Raw genomic sequence first — 20755 nt, forward strand, 5'->3', positions numbered from 1 at the left:
ACTAATTTACAAAACTTCAATTTGATTTTTTAATAAATCTTCAAAATCTTCACGTTTTCTGATTAAAGTCGCTTTACCATCGATAAACATGACTTCGGCAGGTTTTAATCTGGAGTTGAAGTTAGAGCTCATTTCAAAACCATAAGCGCCCGCATTTCTAAATACCAAAACATCGCCTTCTCGAACTTCGTGAAGTTTTCTATCCCATGCAAACGTGTCCGTTTCGCAAATATTTCCAACAACTGTGTAGATTCTTTCTGGACCTTTTGGATTCGATAAATTTTCAATCTTATGATAAGCATCGTAGAACATTGGACGAATCAAATGATTGAAGCCAGAATTAACCCCAACAAATACCGTAGCGGTCGTTTGTTTAATAACATTTGATTTTACTAAAAAATGGCCGCTAAGACTTACCAAATATTTCCCAGGCTCAAACCAAAGTTGGAAATCTTTGCCAGAATCTTTGGTGTAGTCTTTCATAGCTTTGTCAACCTTTTTTCCTAAAGACTTCACATCGGTTTCTAGATCGCTATCTTGGAAAGGTACTTTGAAACCGCTTCCCATGTCCAAGTATTTTAGATTTGGGAAATGTTCTGCCAGTTCAAACATAATTTCAAGGCCTTGTAGGAAAACATCAGGATCTTTAATCTCGCTTCCTGTATGCATGTGTAGTCCTTCTACATTGATTTTTGTAGATTTCACGATACGCTCGATATGACGCATTTGGTGGATTGAAATACCAAATTTGCTATCGATATGTCCTGTAGAAATTTTATAATTTCCGCCTGCAAAAATATGCGGATTAATTCTTACAAAAATAGGGTAGCTGTCGCCGTGCTTGTTCCCGAACTGCTCTAGCATCGAGATGTTGTCGATATTGATATGCACGTTAAGGCCCATGGCTTCTTCAATTTCTGTGATATCCACACAATTGGGTGTGAAGAGAATTCGGTCTGACGAAAATCCAGCTTTTAATCCCAGTTTGACCTCGTTGATAGAAACACAGTCGAGATTGGCGCCAAGTTTCTCAACGTATTTCAAGATATTAATGTTGGTTAAAGCCTTTGCAGCGTAGAAAAATCGCGTGTTCTTCGAGAAAGAACCAGTCAACTTTTCGTACTGCATTTTTATCGATTCTACATCGTACACATATACTGGTGTACCAAACTCATCAGCAATTTTTAATAAATCTTGATTGGTCATTGGATTAAACTATATTGTAGTTGAAATAAATAAACACGCGAATTTCGGTATTTTTTTGGATAAAAACACCGAAAAGCTCTGAAATTCTATAATCTAAATCTGAAATTATTTTTCTGGCAAAACTTGGATTTCAAAATCGCCACGCAAAAGGGATAATTGTAACTCGTTTTTAAGATAAGGCGAAACAGAAGAAACGGGAATCATCAGTTTTTTGATTTTGTCCAATGTTTTAATCTGATGATAGAGTTCATAAAAACCGAAACCTTTTAGTTTTCCCTTTTCAAAAACAATGAAAACCTTTTCGCCCAATTGTCTGCCGCTGGAAGTCCAGATTTCGTGACGCGTTTTAAGATTAATTTTCTGTGTTAAATTAACTAAATCCTGAAGATCTTCCTGATGTTTAAGAAAACTTAATGCTTTAAGGCCTTGTGTATAGCTTTTGAATTTTAAAATAGGTTGAGGTTCAGATTCTTTGGTGAATTTCTCAACATTATATTTTCCATTTTGATAAAATAAACCAAAACTTAATTTCTGAACTTTGCTTAAGTTTTTGGTTTTCATGATAAGCTGTGCAATAACTTCGTTACCAGTTAGTTCGTAATTAATTTGCTCAACGTTTTGCTGTATGGCTTTGTATTTTTTTGCATTGGAATTAAAGACTTTTTTGGCAGCTTTGTAAATATTATCTACCAAATCATGGAAAATGATTTTGCCGTCTTTATTTTGGAAATAAATAATGCCTTTGTCAGCCGGAAGATCTTCGGTTAACTCCTTGATTTTGTTGACATAATTGATGGCTTTGCTTTCTTCGAATTGCGACTGGATTATTTCGTGGTCTTTGTCTTTGGTAATCAGTAATTTAAGTAGGTCCAAAGTCGCTCTCGCATCACCACTTGCACGATGGGCTTCCGAAAGAGGAATGCCAATCGACTTGCAAAGTTTACTTAATGAGTAGCTTTTTTCTTCAGGAATTAGTTTTTTGGCTAAAGGAATTGTGTCTAAAGTATTGATTTTGAAATTGTATCCAAGTCTTTTAAAAGATTGGTGCAACATCCGATAATCGAACTCTATATTATGTCCCACCAAAGTTGAATTTTGGGTAATTTCGATGATTCGTTTAGCGATTTCATGGAATTTAGGAGCAGTTTTCACCATATTTGGAGAAATGCCAGTCAGTTTTTGTACAAAAGAGGTGATGTCAGATTCTGGATTTACCAAAGAGATGAATTGATCGACAACTTCGTGGCCATCGTAACGGTATATTGCGATTTCTATTATATTTTCTTTGCGGTACGGTCCGCCATTGCTTTCTATGTCTACTATGGAATACATCTACATTATTAATGTTCTTCGCTTTTTCAAACGGATCAAATTTTATTATCTTCTACGTCCACCAAGTCCCAACATTCCCAGAATAGCTCTGGCACCTTCGCGCATGATGGTATTGGTAAAAGTACGACCAGCACTGGATTTCATAACAGTTTCGAACATGCCTGGTTCTTCTTTGATGGGTTTGGTTTTTTGAGCTTGTGACGCCGCTTCTACAGCTTGATTCATCCTTTGATTAAGAATTTCGAAGGCCGACTCTTTGTTTATCGTTTGTTCGTATTTCGCCACCAAAGCTGATTTGTTGGTAAGTTCTGTAACTTCAGCATCATTTAGAACATCCATTCTCGATTCTGGAGAAACCAAATAAGTTTGTACCAAAGGTGTAGGAATACCTTTTTCGTCCAAAGCTGTTATAAAAGCTTCCCCAATTCCTAGATTCTGAATAAGATTCGCGGCATTATAATATTCAGTCGTAGGATAATTTTCTACGGCTTTAGAAATTTCTTTTTTGTCTTTAGCCGTGAAACCACGCAATGCGTGTTGGATTTTTAAACCCAATTGTGACAATACATTTTCCGGAACATCTCCTGGAATTTGAGTAATGAAATAAATTCCGACACCTTTTGATCGAATTAATTTCACCATGGTTTCGATTTGTGATAAAAGCGTTTTGGAGGCTTCACTGAAAATCAAATGCGCTTCATCGATGAACAAGACTAATTTTGGTTTCCCACTATCGCCTTCTTCTGGTAAAGTCATGTAGATTTCAGCAAATAAAGACAGCATAAATGTTGAAAATAATTGCGGTTGATTCTGGATGTTTGCAACGCGCAAAATATTAACAACGCCTTTTCCGTCGCGCGTATGTAACAAGTCCTGAACGTCAAAACTCGGTTCTCCAAAAAAAGCCGTTGCGCCTTGTTGTTCTAATGCAACAATTGATCGCAAAATGGCACCTAAAGAAGCGGATGCAATAGAACCGTAATTGGAAGCAAGTTCTGCTTTTCCTTGTTTGTTATCGGTCACATATTGGAGAACTTTTTTAAGATCGTCAAGGTCGATCAATGGCAAACCTTTATCATCACAATATTTAAAAACGATAGACATAATGCTCGTCTGTGTATCGTTTAATCCAAGAATTTTACTTAATAATAGCGGCCCAAATTCTGTAACGGTTGCGCGAAGCTTCACACCTTTTTCTCCAGAGATGCTCATCAATTCTACTGGAAAAGCCTGAGGCTCGTAAGGTAATTGCGTTTTGTTGTAACGTTCATCAATAATAACATTGCGCGTTCCTGGTTCTGCAATTCCAGAAAAATCTCCTTTGATATCCAATACCAAAGACGGAACGCCCGCGTGCGAAAGTTGTTCAGCAAAAACTTGAAGAGTTTTGGTTTTTCCTGTTCCTGTTGCACCAGCTATTAGACCATGTCTGTTGATGGTTTTCAGTGGGATAGTGACATTCACCTCAGGGATTACTTCACCATCTAACATCGCTTTTCCGAGAATAATATGTTCGCCTTTTGGCCTGTATCTGGAATTAAGTTCTTCAATAAATTTTGCTTTCTCCACCATTTTTTTAATTTAAATAAAAGGATAAAGGTAAATAATTTCTTAGTAAAAATGCAAGATATCTTAAAATGCTTAGTTGATATAAGTCTAATCGAATCTTACTTAATTTTAGTAAATTTGTTAATGTACAAAATCCTAGCAATATGGACAGAACCAGAATAATGGATGCTATTATCAAAGAACAACAAAAAGTGATTGATAATTTAAAAGAATCTGTGGATAGATATGCCCTAGCTTCAGATATAGAAGAGGATAGTACGATTGATCCGGACGATTTGTCCCAACAAGTACAAGCCAAAGATATGCAACTTCGCTTTGAGCAGCTTTTGAAGAAAGCCCAAGACGAAATGAGTTTTTTGGTTATAGAGCGTGATTTGAAACATGAAATAATTGAAAAAGGAAGTCTTGTAAATCTCAACGATGCCCTATTGTTTATTGGACTTTCTCTGCCAAAATTTGACTATTCTGGAAAAACGTTTATGAGTTTTTCTACCGATGCGCCAGCTTTTAAAAATGTTGAAGATAAAAAAGTGGGCGATCAAATTAGTCTTGGAAACCAGATGTATAATATCCTATCGATTTTATAAAAAAATGAATATTAAAACAAATAGATAAACCCAATCGCAGCAATTCCTGATTTTTAACATTTTTGAAATGAAAAGAATGATTTTTGCTGATATAGAAAACAAAAAAATTTAGATTTAAAAAATATGAAAGTAGAACAAATATACACAGGATGTTTAGCACAGGGCGCTTATTATATCGTCTCTGAAAATGAAGCCGCAATTATTGATCCTCTGCGTGAGATTTCGCCTTATTTATCAAGATTGGAAAAAGATGGTGTTACGCTTAAATATATTTTTGAAACTCATTTTCATGCAGATTTTGTTTCTGGACATTTAGATTTAAGTAAAAAAACAAATGCGCCGATTGTCTATGGACCAACAGCCAATCCAGAGTTTGAAGCTATTATTGCTGAAGACGAGCAGGTTTTTGAAATTGGAAAAATTAAGATTAAAGCCTTACATACCCCAGGACACACCTTGGAAAGTACAACCTATCTTTTGATTGACGAAGATGGAAAAGAAACCGCAATTTTCTCTGGCGACACTCTATTTTTAGGTGATGTCGGCCGACCAGATTTAGCACAAAAAGCCGCAAATATGACACAAGAGGAGTTAGCGGGTATGCTGTATGACAGTTTGCAGACTAAGATCGTTCCTTTGTCAGACGATATTACAGTTTATCCTGCGCATGGTGCAGGTTCGGCTTGTGGAAAAAATATGCAGAAAGAAACTGTCGATACTTTAGGCAATCAAAAGAAAACAAATTATGCGCTTAACCAGCCCAATAAAGAGAGTTTTGTAAAAGAAGTTCTGGATGGACTTTCTGCACCGCCAAAATATTTTGGGATGAATGTCGCGATGAATAAAGCTGGCTACGATTCTTTTGATGACGTTATGAAAAAAGGAAATAATCCGCTTTCTGTTGAAGATTTCGAAAGCATTGCAGAAAATACGGATGCTTTGATTTTGGATACACGTGGTGCGGCAGACTTTCATAAAGGCTTTATTCCTAATTCTATTAACATCGGTTTGAAAGGTGATTTTGCGCCTTGGGTTGGTGCTATGATTGTGGATGTTAAACAACCAATTTTGTTGGTAAGTGACGCTGGCACAGAAGAAGAAGTCATTACCAGACTAAGCCGCGTAGGATTCGATAATGTATTAGGTTTTATCAATGGCGGTTTCGAGGCTTGGAAAAATGCAGGAAAAGAAATTGACGTGGTTAAAAGAATTAGTCCGCAAGAATTTGCTGAAGTTTATAAAACGGATGACAAAGTTATTGATGTTAGAAAAGATGGAGAATATGCGGCAGAACATATCAATGAAGCCTATCATAGACCTTTATCGGAAATCAGCGAATGGGTAAACAATGTCGATGATAAAGAACATTTCTTCTTACATTGTGCAGGCGGTTACAGAAGTATGATTGCTGCAAGTATTCTTAATGCTAGAGGAATTCGGAATTTTACCGAAATTGATGGCGGTTTTAATGGGATTAAAAAAACAGAAAAAGTGCCAACTTCGGATTTTGCATGTCAAAGTAAAACATTATAAATGAATAAATTAATTACGGTTGTAATTCTGATGTTTTTGGCGTCATGCCAAACACAACAGCCACAAAATGTTAATGCACGTCCAGATATGAAAGAGTTGATTAACGATTCTGAAACCGTATTGGTAGATGTTCGCGTTCCAGAGCAGTTTGAAAAAAACACAGCGAAAGGTGCTATTAATATTCCTTTAGCCGAAATAGAAGAACATGCCACTGAGTTGAAGGGCAAAAAAGTCGTTTTGTTTTGTAATACAGGAAGACAAGCTGGACAAGCTTTGGACATTTTGAAAAAAGTAGGACACGACAATGTCTATTCTGGTGTAAGCGTTTTTAATGTTCAAGCTTTACAGAAAGAAAGTAATGATAAGTAACTGAAAATTAATAAATAATGTCACAAGCATTTCAAGAAATTATAAATTCTGAACGTCCTGTTCTTATCGATTTTTTTGCAACGTGGTGTCAACCCTGCAAAGTACAATCGTCCGTACTAACAACGGTGAAAGAAAATATTGGAGAAGGTGCAAGAATCATCAAAGTTGATGTCGATCAATATCCCGCAATAGCTGGTCAATATGGTGTGCGAGGCGTACCAACTTTAGCCATCTTCAAAAATGGAGAAATGCTATGGAAAGAAAGTGGTGTCCATGATGTCAACACGCTGACAGAACTTTTAAAAAGATTTCAATAATAAAAACAGCCAGAAAATATTTTCTGGCTGTTTTTATTTTAATTCAAATTCATCAGCATCTTTCAAAAACGGAAAACGCGCTCGGAATTTCTTTAAATCTTCCAAATCCAATTCGGCTGTAACAATATTATTTTGTCTAGCCGAAATTTCGGTTCCATCTGCGAAAAGTATCAAAGAGCTTTCCTCGTAGTTCAGTTGATTGCCATCTGTCCCGATGCGGTTAAGTCCAAATACGAAAGACTGGTTTTCTACGGCGCGCGCTTTCAGTAATGTACGCCAAGCCTCAACGCGAGTTTCTGGCCAATTGGCAACATTGATTACCAAATCATAATCGCCTAAGTTTCTTTGAAAAACTGGAAATCTCAAATCATAACAAACTTGTAATAATATTCTAAATCCTTTATAATCAATTATTTTCCTGACGTTACCTGCCGTATAGATTTTGTCCTCGCCAGAATAAGAAAACAAGTGTTTTTTATCATAATAATCAAAATTTCCATCGGGTTTTACAAAATAAAATCGGTTGTAAAATTTCTCATTTTCACAAATAGAAACACTTCCAGCAATTGCAGTCTTTTTTTGTTGCGCAAAATTCTGCATCCAGATTAATGTCTCGTTGTTGCGATCAGCAATATCTTCGGCATCCATGCAAAATCCTGTTGAAAACATCTCGGGAAGCAAAAAGACATCAGCTTCTATATTTTTGAAACTATCGGCGATAACGTCGTAATTTCTGACTTTGTTTTTCCAGAAAATGTCTAGATTGAGTCCAGCAATTTTTAGTTTTGACATAATGAAATTTCTTGCTTAAAGTTAAGGATTAAATCTTAAAACAAACGAAGTTGCTGCGCTCGCGATCCTGAGAAATTTTCTACGGAAAGCTCTCGTTTTTCGTTGTTATGAAAATATTTTTTTCTCCCAACTTCAAAGGTTTTATGAATCATTTCTGCAATGTTTCCTTCGCCTTTATAACGTTCGAAATAACGTTTTTCGCCCAATTTTCCGCCACGCATATTTCGGATGAGGTTAAGAACTTTATCTTTCCTCTCCGGGAAATGAGCCGATAGCCATTCTATAAATATAGGCTCTACACTATCGTTGAGTCTTACCAAAGTGTAGCCAAAATTACGAGCCCCCGCATCAGAAACGGATTTTAATATCGATAGACTTTCATCACTCGTCAAGCCTGGGATAACGGGCGCTAGCATTACATTCACAGGAATGTCGTTCTGAGAAAGGATTTCTATGGCTTTTAATTTATTTTGAGAAGATGAAGTTCTGGGCTCCATCACACGGCGCAATTTTTCATTAAGCGTTGGAATGCTCATAGAAACCGAAACCAAATTCTGACTAGCCATGTCTTTCAAGATATCTATATCCCGAAGAATCAACGCGTTTTTAGTTATGATACCTACGGGATGTCTATAATCCCGGCAAACTTCGAGAAGTTTTCGGGTGATTTCGAATTCGCGTTCTATAGGTTGGTAACAATCGGTGTTTCCGGAAAGCATGATAGGTCTTGGAATGTAGCCTTTCTTTTGGAAGTTTTTTTCTAAAAGTTCTGGCGCATTTTTTTTAACCATAATTTTTCTTTCAAAATCGATGCCTGCGCTGTAACCCCAATATTCATGCGTTGGTCTGGCAAAGCAATACGCACAACCGTGCTCACAACCTTGATAAGGATTCATGGAATAATCCATCCTCAGGTCGGGGCTTTTCACTTTGTTAAGGATTGTTTTTGGAAAAACTTCAATGACTTGGGTTTTGATTATTGCTATGTCTTCTTCGTCCGGTTCGTAAGTATAACGATCGAACCGATTAACAATATTGTGCTGCGCACCTTGACCTTTTGGAATATTAACTGTCATTTTCTAAGCCAAAATTTTTATAAATCTAATTGAGTTTTTTTGAAAAAAAATGACATTTAACTTAAAGTTTTCCACAAAAAAACCAATCCCGAAAAGAGATTGGTTTTAATATATGTTTATTAAAAAAAATTATATAAATGCGTTAATTTCTATTCCATCTCCATGTTCGACAAGTTGGTTTTCTGATTTTTTACTAAAAAGACGATGAGAATCTGTATAGTCTTTTACGTATGTTTTGTCTTTAAAAACCTTTCTTATAGCTAATGCGCCTACAACCGCGAATAAGCCAATAGCGCTTGCCAATATTACTTCTACATTTTTATTCATAAGAATTAATTTTGAAGTTAAGATACAAAATGTGTTCCTTTTCTACAAAGCTAGTCGGATGATAAGTGTTAATTTTAATTAAAGTTTAAAAACCATTCGGTTGCCAAATTTGACCATTCGGTAATATTTTTTTAATAAAAATAAAAGCTTAGTATAAATTTGCATTATAATAATTAGAAAATGACACGCAAATCACTAAAAATATGCTTATGGCTAGCATTAGGCTCGGGGCTTTTCTTTTTCCTCTTTTTTTCGAATGAGAAAAGTTTAGAAACTTTTGCTATAAGTTGTTTGATATCATCTATGTATGGTTTTTTGATGGCTGTGCCCAATGGTTTGCTAAATGATTATCTTAATAAAAGATATTCTTGGGTTGACCAGACGCGTACAAGAGCTGTTATTGGCGTTATTGCTACCATTGTACTTAATTTTTTGTTGACCTATTTATGTAACGGGATCAACTTTGTTTTGATACAAAAAGTGACTACCTGGGAGGTTTTCTTTTCGGAGAAATACAATTTTGCCAATTGGTTCATGATTAATTTCGCATTGATGATTTCGGCATTTCTTCATGCTAAAGGCTTTATGGAGGAACTGAAAAAAGTAACGCGCAAAGAAGTTGTTGAGCAGAAGATTATCGCAAAATCGGCCAATGCACAATTTGAAAGTCTTAAAAATCAGCTTGACCCACATTTTTTATTTAATTCTTTAAATGTTTTAAGCGCTTTAATTGACGAAAATCAAGACCAGGCACAAAAATTCACGCTGTCCATGTCAAAAATTTACCGTTATGTGCTGGACCAAAAAGATAAAGAATTGGTCAGTGTAGAAGACGAGTTGGATTTTGCGAAAACCTATGCAGAGCTTTTAAAAACAAGGTTTGAAGATAGTGTAGAATTCCAGTTTGATGTTCCAGAAGAAGATTATGTGTTAAAGGTTGTTCCGCTGTCACTTCAACTTTTATTAGAGAATTGTATCAAACACAATTTTGCGACCGCAGCCAAACCTCTGGTGATGAAAATCTATACCGAAAAAAAATTTTTGTGCATTGAAAATAATCTGCAAACCAGAGAATTACCCAAAGATCGAGAAGGCATTGGATTGTTAAATATTGTACAGCGTTATTCGCTTTTGACCAAAGAAAATGTTTTTATCGAAAAATCTGAAGATTACTTCAAAGTTAAAATACCCATGTTAATTGAACAAGAAAATATTAGAATTATGAATGCAACAACATCACAAGAAAGTTTGGCTTACGAGAAAGCTGCTAGACGTGTTAAAGAACTGAAAGGCTTCTACGGCAATTTGATTTCATATTGTATCGTTATCCCATTTATAGTAATTGTTAATCTGGTTACTTCTCCAAAGCAACTTTGGTTTTATTGGCCGATGTTGGGTTGGGGAATAGGGCTCGTTGCCCACGGTATGAATGTTTTTACCATCGGAAAAGCCTGGGAAGAACGTAAGATAAAAGAAATAATGGAAAAGGATCAATTTTAATTAGCAATCATGGAAAATAATGAAAACATAAAATACCAAATGGCCGCAAAACGCGTCAAAGATTTGAAAAGTTTTTACACACATCTATTCGTCTACCTTGCGGTTAATCTTTTACTTTTCTTTTTAAACTATAGAGAGCTGCCAAAAGGTGAAAGTATTTGGCAATGGCAGATTTGGATAACGCCTTTGTTGTGGGGAATTGGGCTCATTGCACACGCTTTATCCGTGTTTGTGCCCGGTTTTATTTTATCAAAAAATTGGGAAGAACGCAAGATAAAAGAATTAATGAAGAACTATAAATAAAATATTATTTTTGAAAATATGATAAAGACGATTATTATCGAAGATGAAAAACCAGCCGCTAGAAAACTCGAAAGAATGTTGGCTAATTATTCTGATTTAGAGTTGGTTGCGGTTCTTAACTCGGTGGAGGAAGCTGTTGCTTGGTTTTCGCAAAACAAACATCCACAACTCATTTTTTCGGATATTGTTTTAGGCGACGGATTGTCTTTTGATATTTTCGAGAAAGTCGCTACCAAAGCTTTTATCATCTATACCACGGCGTTTGATCAATATACTTTAAAAGCCTTTAAACTGAACAGTATCGACTATCTTTTGAAACCAATTATGGAAGAAGATTTAACGAAAGCTATTGAGAAATTCAAATCGTTTTTGCCAGAAGAAGGCCTTGTTAATTCGCAGGAAATCAAGCAAATTCTTAAAAAAGAAAAGTCTGTTTTATCGAGAATGTTGGTGAAAATTGGTTATAATCTTAAAATTATCCATACGCAAGACGTTAGTTGTTTTTATAGCGAGAATAAAATTGTGTATTTACAAACCAAAGAAAGAACTTTTCCCACCGATTTTACGTTAGATGAGTTAGAGGAAGTTCTTGACAATCAATTGTTTTTTAGGGTTAATCGTCAATATATTATTCAGTCAAGTTTTATCAAAAATATTCACACCTCGCCTTATTTCAAAGTAGAATTAAACTTTCAGCCAGAAGAAGAAATCACCGTAAGTCGGGATCGTGTCAAAGATTTTAAAAATTGGTTATCTAGCTGATAATTAGTTTATTAAGTAAATGAAAAGCTTTCTCACGTGAGGAAGCTTTTATATTATTAAATTTATTTTTTCATTAAGCTATCACGCCACTTCCCAACAATTCGTCGTCAAGATACCAAGCCGCGAATTGTCCTTCAGCAATGGCGGATTGCGCTTCATCAAATTCCATATAGAAAGCTTCATCAAACTGATAAATAGTGGCTTCCTGTAAAGATTGACGATAACGGAATCTGGCTTGGACACGCATGCTTTCGCCATTGTTTAATTTTAAATCTTCTCTTACCCAATGCACTTCGCTGTTGTCAATTTTCAGAGCTTTTTTGTGGAGGCCAGGAAAAGCGTGACCTTCGCCCACGAAAATGATATTGTTGGTCATATCACGAGAAATGATAAAACAACTTTCTTTGTGACCGCCAATTCCTAGACCTTTGCTCTGTCCGATGGTGAAGAATTGCGCGCCTTGATGTTTTCCAATAACTTTTCCGTCCTCTTTTTTATAATCGATTTTTCGGGAAAGATATTCTAGTTCTTCTTGTTTAGAATTGAAACGAGGTATGGGTTTCGAAAACTCGGCAAAATCGTTAAAGATTTCAACAATTTCGCCTTCTTTTACCTCCAATTGTTGTTGCAAGAAAGTTGGCAAACTTACTTTTCCAATAAAGCATAAACCTTGCGAATCTTTTTTGTCAGCAGTTACAAGACCTGTTTCTCTTGCAATTTCCCGAACTTCAGGTTTTGTTAATTCGCCAATTGGGAAAAGCGCTTTTGATAATTGATCTTGACTCAATTGGCATAAAAAATAAGATTGATCCTTGTTGTTGTCTTTACCTGCCAAAAGGTGGAAAATCTCTTTGCCGTTTTCATCAACTGTAGAATCTACCCGCGCATAATGTCCTGTGGCAACTTTATCAGCGCCAAGAGATAAAGCCGTCTGCATAAACACATCGAATTTCACCTCGCGGTTACAGAGCACATCAGGATTCGGCGTGCGTCCTTTCTGATATTCGTCAAACATATAGTCCACGATACGCTCTTTGTAAAGCTCGCTCATGTCAATTACCTGAAACGGAATGCCCAATTTCTGAGCAACCATCAAAGCATCATTACTATCTTCCACCCAAGGACACTCGTCCTCCAAAGTTACCGAAGCATCATTCCAGTTACGCATAAACAGTGCAATCACCTCGTGTCCTTGTTGTTGCAAAAGATACGCGGTTACGCTAGAGTCCACACCGCCGGATAGGCCAACTACTACTTTCATAATGTTTAAAATTTTAGGAGCAGGACAATTTTTCTTTTTTAGAAAATTCTCACCCGCTGTACGCTGTATCTTTATTGTTCGCTCGGTCGGCTCCGCTATCGCTCCGCCGCCTCGCTCACAACAAAGGATGTCGCTTCCATCGGGGCTAGGTTGTAGGGATTTCCATTTTTTAGAACAACAACCAACTGCTGTGACGCTCGCTACGCTCGCGCCATATTTCACAATGCAAAAATACAACGAATAATATGTCAATAAAAGCATTAATTTTACACATTGACAAAAACTATCTTATGAAAAAATTATCTTGTTTATTATTGCTTTGTTCAGGAGTGTTAGCCTTTTCACAAATTGGCGTTTCCCAGTCCGGTTCTGACAATCGTTGGACTTATGGTGGTGGGCTTGGTATGGGCTTTGGAAATGGCGGAAGATTTAATGTTCAAATATCGCCAAGAGTCGGCTACCGAATTACCAGCGACTTTGAGATGGGGCTCATGGGGAATTTCACATGGCAAACCGCCGACGCTTACAAATCTACGATGTTTGGTGTAGGGCCATTTGCGAATTATTATTTTGGAAGAAATTTTTATTTAACAAGTGCATTTCAGGAATATTTCATCAATTTTAAAAACAAATATGATAACAAAACCTACGACACCGAAGAATCTGCGCTTTATCTCGGAGCTGGTTATATGACTAGAATAGCGGGCAATTCTTACTTCCAAGTTGGGTTGACATACAATGTTCTTTGGAAAGAAAATAACAGCATTTTTGCAAGCGGACTTGTACCAAATGTTGGATTTGTAGTGGGGCTATAATTTAATTAAAGAATAAAGTGAAATACATCCTTTTATTTTGTCTTTTTGTATCGGGATTTTTGTTGTCGCAAAATCAAAGATTTGTCTACGAATATTCTTTCAAGAATGATTCTTTAAATAAAGAACATGTTGGAAAAGAAATCATGAATCTAGACGTTACAAAAGAGGGATCCAGGTTTTATAGTGTTTTGTTGATAGCCCGGGACTCATTGTTTAAATCCGAATTCGAAAGGGGAAAAATGTCGAGATCGATTCTTGTTGATATGCGAAAAATAAAACAGTCAAAAGTTAATTTTCGTATTTCTAAAAGCTATCCAAGTTTGGAAACAACTTATCACACGATGCTAAATGCGGTGAATATCGCTTTGAAAGAAGAGCATCCCATAAAATGGACTATTTTTTCAGAAACCCAAAATATTGAAAACTTTAAAGTGCAGAAAGCAACAGCTGATTTCGGTGGCAGACATTGGATGGCTTGGTTTGCCAATGATATCCAAATACAAGACGGGCCTTATAAATTTTGTGGTTTACCGGGCCTTATTTTGAATGTTGAAGACGATAAAGGAGAGCATCGTTTTAGTTTCATCGGGAGTCAAAAAATCAAGGATTCATCGGTGTTTCTTGATTCGAAAGTGCAAGAGGTTTTTGTTTCTAAAGAAAAATTCAATAAGCTTTGGAATGACTACAAAAAAGATCCTGCTAAAAATATAAAACTGATGCATGGCTCATCTGCCATGTCGGAAACTATTCTTTTTGATTCTAATACCAATAAGCCTTTAACAAAGGAAGAGTTAATCCGAAATAAGGAACAAGGCGCAAAAGCTTATTTTGAAAAGAATAATAATTTTATAGAAAAGGATCTTTATAAATAAGGATTCTGTTCGAAGATTTTAAAATATTAGCTTGTCTTTGATTAATACAAAAATCCCGAAAACCATGTAAGTTTCGGGATTTTCTATTGAAAAATTTAATTTGATTTTTAAGTTATGCTTTACCAAAAATCTTTTCAAGGATTCTTAAAGTAATTAAATAAGTTGGCTTAACACCAGTTAGTCCAAGACCTCCAGACGATAGTGTGCTACCTGTTTCTAGTGGATTATCCGAAGCGTAATAAGCATAGCATACAAAGAGATCTTCGCTGATATGGTGACGGATTTTACTCGCTACTTGTATGGCTTTTTGGTAATGTGCGCCTTCCATTTCTAGTCCAATTGCTTTCCATGAAGTATTCATAAAATACGACAGGATGTCTTTGTTTTGAAGCGATGTTCCTAAAACGGTAATCATGGGCCCTTCGAAAGCTTGTAATTCATCATCTTTAAAGTCTTCTAAATCCAAAGCGTTAACGAATGGATAGTTGTCCGCCGTGCCTTCAAAAATGTGAGACGTTGGAATCATAATGTCGCCTTTTTGACCTTCCAGAATTCCAGCTTTTCCCATAATAGAGATGGATTTCACTTTCATGGTGTAGATTTCACCATTAACATCATAAGGTCGCAAGAGTTCGTCCATCACTTCATAAGCCTGCTCACCGAAAGCGTAGTCGAATACTAAAATCACTTCGTCACCAGAAGGAGTTGAGTCAGCAAAAGCCGTGTTTTTAAGGTTTGTTTTAGAAACATCAATGATTTGTACATCAATATTACTTCCACTTTGGTCTTTAATGTAAATAAGACCTTGTTCTTGAGAAGTATGTAAGATTTTATCTTGTAAAGCTTTTTTATTGCTGATTTCTTCAAAAAGTTTATAGTCTATTTCCTTTTTTGCTTTTTTACCCAAAGCATCGTTCGCGTATAACATGTTTTTCACGCTGTGCATGTTCGCGCTGATGATGTGTAACGGACGCATGTGTAGGTTGTTTTCGTATAGGACAGACTTTATTTTGTTCGCCCATCTTTCACCGAAAAGGTGGTGACCAACGCGTTCTTGTAGAATAGAAGAGAAATAGATCTCGCGGTTGCGTACTTCCTTCCAATCTTCGAGACTTGTTTGCCCCAGCCAATAAATTATTTTGAACAATCTGTCAGGATTAGCATCATCTCCAAAATCGTTGTAAGCGTCCAAGGTCTCATCAAAAGTTCTTCCTAGCAATGAGGACAAATGGATTAATGCTACTTCTTTCTCTTTGCGGCTGTATTTTTTCTCGCCGATAGCAACTTCTTCGATAATTTTCCAAACGCGTCTAGGTCTTCCGCCATCTTGCATGTCAAAACCGATGTTTCTGATTTTGTCCGCTTCCAGATATAGGAAAGTTAAGTGCGTTAGGATATCATAAATCTCCGAACGTCCCAGAAGAACCTCAATGTTCATTTGGTGTTCATCGATTCTGTAGCAATTTCTACGACGTTTTTTAGGAACGATAGGTTCGAAACTGCCTTTTTCAAAACCTTCATCAGACGTTAGATGGATAAAAGCGCATTCTTCAATGCCTTCAGGCAAACGGTCTAAAACATAAAGAAGACCGCTAAGTTCTATCTTATGTGGATTGCCCATGCTTCCGTAGATCTCCGGTTGGATAATTGTCAAAAGTTTTCTTAATGACTCACCAGAAACGCCAGAAGGTTTAAAAAATCCTCTATAAAATAAGTGTCTCATAGAAACGTATAATCTTTCAATCGCTTCTGTGGTCTCTCTTGCTCTAGAATTTACCATAATGTTTTTGTTTTTAGAAAAGTTCGCAAAGTTAGCAAATTTTATTAGATAAAGCTAATCTTGTGTAAAGATAGCATTAAACAAAGGCATTCCGCAGATATCAAACATGATATTTGACTATGTTTTCAAAAAATTCATAATTGCTTAATATTTGCGAATTATATTTTTGAAATTAGAAATGGTAGTTGTGTGTTGTTTTTAGGGGTGTTTAGGTTTTAAATATATAATTTTTAAAATTTAATATAAAAAAACAGGGGTGTTTTGATTTTGTTTTTGATTTTTTTATAAATTTGCCCTATTAAAATATATGTTATATGTCAACATTAAGATTTAAAGCCTTAGCAGAACTTCCTTTTAGAAATTACAGAAAAGACAATTTCGTGGATGTTCCAGTGAAACTTTCAGAACTATTCTGCAACAATGTGTTTTCAGAATATACGATGAGAGAGTATTTAACGAAAGAGGCATTCAGCTCTATTATGGATGCGATCAAAAAAGGAACTCAAATCCAAAGACATATTGCAGATCAAGTTGCTGTAGCAATGAAAGATTGGGCTATGTCAAAAGGGGTGACACACTACACGCACTGGTTTCAGCCTTTGACGGGTACAACTGCTGAGAAACACGATTCTTTTTTTACACCTATTGAGGGCGATAGAGCGATAGAACGTTTTAATGGAGGAATGCTGATACAGCAAGAACCAGATGCTTCTTCTTTCCCGAATGGCGGCATCCGTAACACCTTCGAAGCCAGAGGTTATACCGCCTGGGATCCAACTTCGCCAGCATTTATCATGGGAACGACACTTTGTATTCCTTCGATTTTTATTTCTTACACGGGCGAAACTTTAGATTATAAAACACCATTATTAAGAGCATTGAATGCTGTTGACGAAGCAGCAACAGATGTTTGTAAAGCTTACTTTGATAAAAATGTAACCAAAGTGACACCCACTTTAGGTTGGGAGCAAGAATATTTCTTAGTAGATTCTGCCTTGTATATGTCGCGCCCAGATTTGGTATTGACAGGAAAAACCTTGTTGGGCCACTCACCCGCAAAAGGACAACAGTTGGACGATCACTATTTTGGTTCAATTCCCACTAGAGTGATGAACTTTATGAAAGAATTGGAGATCGAATGTATGAAGCTTGGGATTCCCGTAACGACGCGTCACAACGAAGTTGCGCCGAACCAGTTCGAGTTGGCGCCCATGTTTGAAGAATGTAATGTTGCTGTGGATCACAACTCTTTGTTGATGGATGTTATGGCTAGAATTGCTCATAAGCATCATTTCCATATTTTGTTCCATGAAAAACCTTTTGCAGGCGTTAATGGAAGTGGAAAACACAACAACTGGAGTTTGGCAACAGATACTGGTGAGAACCTTTTAAGCCCCGGGAAAAATCCTAAAAAGAACCTTCAGTTTTTGACATTCTTTGTGAACACCATTAAGGCGGTTCACGATTATGCGGATTTAATGAGAGCGAGTATCGCTTCGGCGAGTAATGATCACCGCTTAGGTGCGAACGAAGCGCCACCAGCAATTATTTCAGCTTTTATAGGAAGTCAGTTGTTCTCCGTTTTGGAAGAATTAGAAAAAGTGACGGATGGCAAATTGTCGCCTGAAGAAAAAACAGAATTAAAACTGAATGTTGTTGGAAAAATTCCGGAAATCCTTTTGGATAATACCGATAGGAATAGAACGTCGCCTTTTGCATTTACCGGGAATAAATTTGAGATTCGCGCCGTTGGGTCTTCGGCAAACTGTGCTGAGGTAATGACGGTGATGAACGTTATCGCAGCAAAACAACTGCGAGTGTTTAAAAAAGAAGTTGATGCACTCATCGAAACTGGACTGAAAAAAGATGAAGCGATTTTCAATATTTTGAGAGAGTACATCAAACAATCAAAAAATATCTTGTTTGAAGGTGATGGCTATTCGGATGATTGGGCTAAAGAAGCCAAAAAAAGAGGACTTAACAATCTTAAAACCACGCCAGAAGCTTTAAAACAAGAATTAAATTCTAAATTTTCTGATCTTTATGAAGAATTAGGAATTTATTCTCACAGAGAATTTGAAGCTAGAAACGAAATTAAGTTTGAAAAATACTCAACAGTAATCGATATCGAAGCGCGCGTTTTGGCAGATATTGCCAGAAACCATATTATTCCTGCAGCACTTAACTATCAAAATAGATTGATTGAAAACGTTAAAGGTCTAAAGGAAATTTTCGGTGATAAAGAATTCAAAATTTTAGGAAAAGAGCAAATCAGTTTGATTACTCAGATTTCTGAAAATGTATCAAAAATGAAACTGGGTGTTGACGAACTTCTTAAGGAAAAAGAATCTGCGAAAAATGCTAAAGATAGTCACAAACAAGCGGAAGCTTATTGCAACAAAGTGAAGCCCTTGTTTGATGTGATTCGTGAAGCTTCAGACAATTTAGAAATGATGGTTGATGATGAACTTTGGCCGATGACAAAATACAGAGAGCTTTTGTTTACTAGATAAAAAAAAAAGGACTTACAATTGTGAGTCCTTTTTTTATGATGTTGAATATTTAATTTTGTAAATATTAATGTGCCAAATTTGCGAAGAAATCGTTGCCTTTGTTGTCTGTGATGATGAATGCAGGGAAATCTACCACTTCAATTTTACGAACCGCTTCCATTCCTAATTCTGGGAAATCTACCACTTCCACAGATTTAATGTTTTCTTTTGCTAAAATCGCCGCTGGACCACCGATAGAGCCTAAATAGAATCCACCATACTTTCCGCAAGCGTTGGTTACATCTTTACTTCTGTTTCCTTTAGCCAACATTACCATACTTCCGCCATTCGCTTGGAACTCATCCACATAAACATCCATTCTTCCCGCCGTTGTCGGCCCGAAACTTCCTGAAGGCATTCCTTCTGGTGTTTTAGCTGGTCCTGCGTAATAAATGGGGTGATTTTTAAAATATTCTGGCATGGGCTGTCCTCCATCCAATAATTCTTTGATTTTTGCGTGAGCGATATCTCTCGCAACAATTAAAGTTCCGTTCAATTTCAAACGGGTTTTGATTGGATATTTTGAAAGTTCTGCAAGAATTTCTGGCATTGGACGATTTAAGTCGATGGTAACCGCTTCTTCCAAATGTGGAGGCGTTGCAGGTAAGAATTTCTCAGGATTGGTTTCCAATTGCTCCAAGAAAATTCCGTCTTTTGTAATTTTCCCTTTGATATTTCTATCCGCAGAACAAGAAACACCCATTCCAACTGGACAAGAAGCTGCATGACGCGGTAAACGAATCACTCGAACATCATGCGTTAAATATTTTCCACCAAACTGAGCTCCGATAGAAGATTTTTGACAAATTTCCTGAACTCTTTTTTCCCATTCCAAATCACGGAAGGCTTGGCCGCCCATATTTCCTTCGGTTGGAAGATTGTCATAATAACCTGCACTTGCTTTTTTCACCGCTGCTAAATTTGCTTCCGCAGAAGTTCCGCCAATTACCAAAGCCAAATGGTAAGGAGGACAAGCTGCAGTTCCCAAATCCATGATTTTTTCTTTGATGAAAGCCTCTAGAGAAGCATCATTCAACAAAGATTTTGTTTTTTGATACAGAAAAGTTTTGTTCGCAGAGCCACCCCCTTTCGCTAGGAATAAAAATTTGTAAGCATTCCCTTCTTCCGCATAAATATCAATTTGTGCAGGCAAGTTTGAGCCCGAATTTTTCTCCTCAAACATCGTTAACGGAACAATTTGAGAATATCTTAAATTTTGTTCTTGATACGTATTATAAATTCCTTTCGAAATCCATTCTGCATCATTAGCTCCCGTGTACACATTTTCTCCTTTTTTAGCTACACAAATCGCTGTTCCCGTATCCTGACAAGATGGCAAAGCTCCCTGAACCGCAACAGCAGCGTTTTGCAGAAGATTGTAAGCCACAAAACGGTCGTTATCCGTAGCTTCAGGATCGTCGATAATATTTTTAAGTTTTTGCAAATGTGCCGAACGCAACAAAAAAGAAACATCTTTCATGGCGTTTTCAGATAGAAGTTCCAACGCTTTTGGATCAACAGAAAGGATTTCTCTGTCGCCCAATTTTTCAACTTTTACGTAATCTGAACTTAATTTTTTGTATTGTGTATCGTCTTTTAGAATAGGAAATGGTTCCTGATATGAAAATTCCATATTATGCTTATTTAGGTCCAAAATAATATTCTTGTAAATTTAAGCATAAGTAAGTTTTGTGGAAAATTAAAAAAACTGATGTATCTCCCGAAAAGCTTATTTAAAATGATTTTAAATAAGAGAAGCGAAAACCATAGTCTTCGCTTCTCTATTTTATTATTCTTTACAT

General features: G+C 36.4%; 19 protein-coding genes. 10 read left to right on the forward strand and 9 right to left on the reverse strand.

Annotation, left to right across the window (positions count from 1 at the left end):
• Positions 1–6 precede the first annotated feature (6 nt).
• The 3 genes from lysA to ACVFVN_RS09690 all read right to left on the reverse strand — a co-directional run bounded on the left by lysA (position 7) and on the right by ACVFVN_RS09690 (position 4110).
• Positions 7–1206 (reverse strand): diaminopimelate decarboxylase, encoded by a 1200-nt coding sequence (gene lysA / locus ACVFVN_RS09680; RefSeq protein WP_456235088.1) that lies wholly within the window; start codon positions 1204–1206, stop codon positions 7–9.
• Positions 1207–1311: 105 nt separating this feature from the next.
• Entirely contained in the window at positions 1312–2538 is a 1227-nt protein-coding gene (locus ACVFVN_RS09685) for a 3'-5' exonuclease (RefSeq protein ID WP_456235089.1), read from the reverse strand.
• A gap of 45 nt (positions 2539–2583) precedes the next feature.
• Positions 2584–4110, reverse strand: a complete 1527-nt coding sequence (locus tag ACVFVN_RS09690; protein WP_456235090.1) for a helicase HerA-like domain-containing protein — start codon at positions 4108–4110, stop codon at positions 2584–2586.
• A 140-nt stretch (positions 4111–4250) separates the two neighbouring features.
• Here ACVFVN_RS09690 and ACVFVN_RS09695 point away from each other — a divergent pair, with 140 nt between their 5' ends.
• The 4 genes from ACVFVN_RS09695 (at position 4251) to ACVFVN_RS09710 (ending at position 6913) form a co-directional block, all read left to right on the forward strand.
• Entirely contained in the window at positions 4251–4694 is a 444-nt protein-coding gene (locus ACVFVN_RS09695; RefSeq protein ID WP_456235091.1) for a hypothetical protein, read from the forward strand.
• 123 nt (positions 4695–4817) lie between these two features.
• Positions 4818–6227: an MBL fold metallo-hydrolase gene (locus tag ACVFVN_RS09700; RefSeq protein WP_456235092.1), complete on the forward strand. Its 1410-nt coding sequence runs from the start codon at positions 4818–4820 to the stop codon at positions 6225–6227.
• Positions 6228–6596, forward strand: coding sequence for a rhodanese-like domain-containing protein (locus ACVFVN_RS09705; protein ID WP_456235093.1), 369 nt, complete (start codon positions 6228–6230; stop codon positions 6594–6596).
• Positions 6597–6613: 17 nt separating this feature from the next.
• The gene (locus tag ACVFVN_RS09710) at positions 6614–6913 is read left to right on the forward strand and encodes a thioredoxin family protein (protein ID WP_165135047.1); all 300 of its coding nucleotides are present in this window, start codon (positions 6614–6616) and stop codon (positions 6911–6913) included.
• 33 nt (positions 6914–6946) lie between these two features.
• Here the strand turns inward: ACVFVN_RS09710 and ACVFVN_RS09715 are convergent, their stop codons facing one another.
• The 3 genes from ACVFVN_RS09715 to ACVFVN_RS09725 all read right to left on the reverse strand — a co-directional run bounded on the left by ACVFVN_RS09715 (position 6947) and on the right by ACVFVN_RS09725 (position 9108).
• On the reverse strand, positions 6947–7705 hold the full coding sequence (locus tag ACVFVN_RS09715; RefSeq protein WP_165135050.1) for an amidohydrolase: 759 nt from the start codon (positions 7703–7705) through the stop codon (positions 6947–6949).
• 35 nt (positions 7706–7740) lie between these two features.
• Positions 7741–8781, reverse strand: coding sequence for a PA0069 family radical SAM protein (locus ACVFVN_RS09720; RefSeq protein ID WP_456235094.1), 1041 nt, complete (start codon positions 8779–8781; stop codon positions 7741–7743).
• Positions 8782–8910: 129 nt separating this feature from the next.
• Positions 8911–9108: a hypothetical protein gene (locus tag ACVFVN_RS09725; protein ID WP_456235095.1), complete on the reverse strand. Its 198-nt coding sequence runs from the start codon at positions 9106–9108 to the stop codon at positions 8911–8913.
• Positions 9109–9288: 180 nt separating this feature from the next.
• On the opposite strand from ACVFVN_RS09725, the gene ACVFVN_RS09730 reads away from it, so the two are divergent.
• Genes ACVFVN_RS09730 through ACVFVN_RS09740 form a run of 3 tightly spaced genes read left to right on the forward strand, consistent with a single transcriptional unit; the run spans position 9289 to position 11673 of the window.
• Positions 9289–10608, forward strand: a complete 1320-nt coding sequence (locus tag ACVFVN_RS09730; RefSeq protein WP_456235096.1) for a 2TM domain-containing protein — start codon at positions 9289–9291, stop codon at positions 10606–10608.
• Between the two features lie 9 nt (positions 10609–10617).
• On the forward strand, positions 10618–10911 hold the full coding sequence (locus ACVFVN_RS09735; RefSeq protein ID WP_228455843.1) for a 2TM domain-containing protein: 294 nt from the start codon (positions 10618–10620) through the stop codon (positions 10909–10911).
• Positions 10912–10929: 18 nt separating this feature from the next.
• Positions 10930–11673, forward strand: a complete 744-nt coding sequence (locus ACVFVN_RS09740; protein ID WP_456235097.1) for a LytR/AlgR family response regulator transcription factor — start codon at positions 10930–10932, stop codon at positions 11671–11673.
• A 73-nt stretch (positions 11674–11746) separates the two neighbouring features.
• Here the strand turns inward: ACVFVN_RS09740 and mnmA are convergent, their stop codons facing one another.
• A complete protein-coding gene (gene mnmA, locus ACVFVN_RS09745) occupies positions 11747–12934 on the reverse strand; it encodes a tRNA 2-thiouridine(34) synthase MnmA (RefSeq protein ID WP_456235148.1) in 1188 nt (395 codons plus the stop codon).
• A 290-nt stretch (positions 12935–13224) separates the two neighbouring features.
• Between mnmA and ACVFVN_RS09750 the strand changes: the two genes are divergently transcribed.
• Entirely contained in the window at positions 13225–13749 is a 525-nt protein-coding gene (locus tag ACVFVN_RS09750; protein WP_165135065.1) for a hypothetical protein, read from the forward strand.
• A 17-nt stretch (positions 13750–13766) separates the two neighbouring features.
• Complete coding sequence (locus ACVFVN_RS09755) at positions 13767–14621, forward strand: GLPGLI family protein (protein ID WP_456235098.1); 855 nt, start codon at positions 13767–13769, stop codon at positions 14619–14621.
• A 112-nt stretch (positions 14622–14733) separates the two neighbouring features.
• On the opposite strand, the gene ACVFVN_RS09760 is transcribed toward ACVFVN_RS09755, so the two are convergent.
• The gene (locus ACVFVN_RS09760) at positions 14734–16401 is read right to left on the reverse strand and encodes a DUF6909 family protein (RefSeq protein ID WP_456235099.1); all 1668 of its coding nucleotides are present in this window, start codon (positions 16399–16401) and stop codon (positions 14734–14736) included.
• A 314-nt stretch (positions 16402–16715) separates the two neighbouring features.
• On the opposite strand from ACVFVN_RS09760, the gene ACVFVN_RS09765 reads away from it, so the two are divergent.
• Positions 16716–18914: a glutamine synthetase III family protein gene (locus ACVFVN_RS09765; RefSeq protein WP_456235100.1), complete on the forward strand. Its 2199-nt coding sequence runs from the start codon at positions 16716–16718 to the stop codon at positions 18912–18914.
• A 64-nt stretch (positions 18915–18978) separates the two neighbouring features.
• Here the strand turns inward: ACVFVN_RS09765 and ACVFVN_RS09770 are convergent, their stop codons facing one another.
• Positions 18979–20586, reverse strand: a complete 1608-nt coding sequence (locus ACVFVN_RS09770; protein WP_456235101.1) for a fumarate hydratase — start codon at positions 20584–20586, stop codon at positions 18979–18981.
• Between the last annotated feature and the right edge of the window lie 169 nt (positions 20587–20755).

Source organism: Soonwooa purpurea, assembly GCF_053891095.1.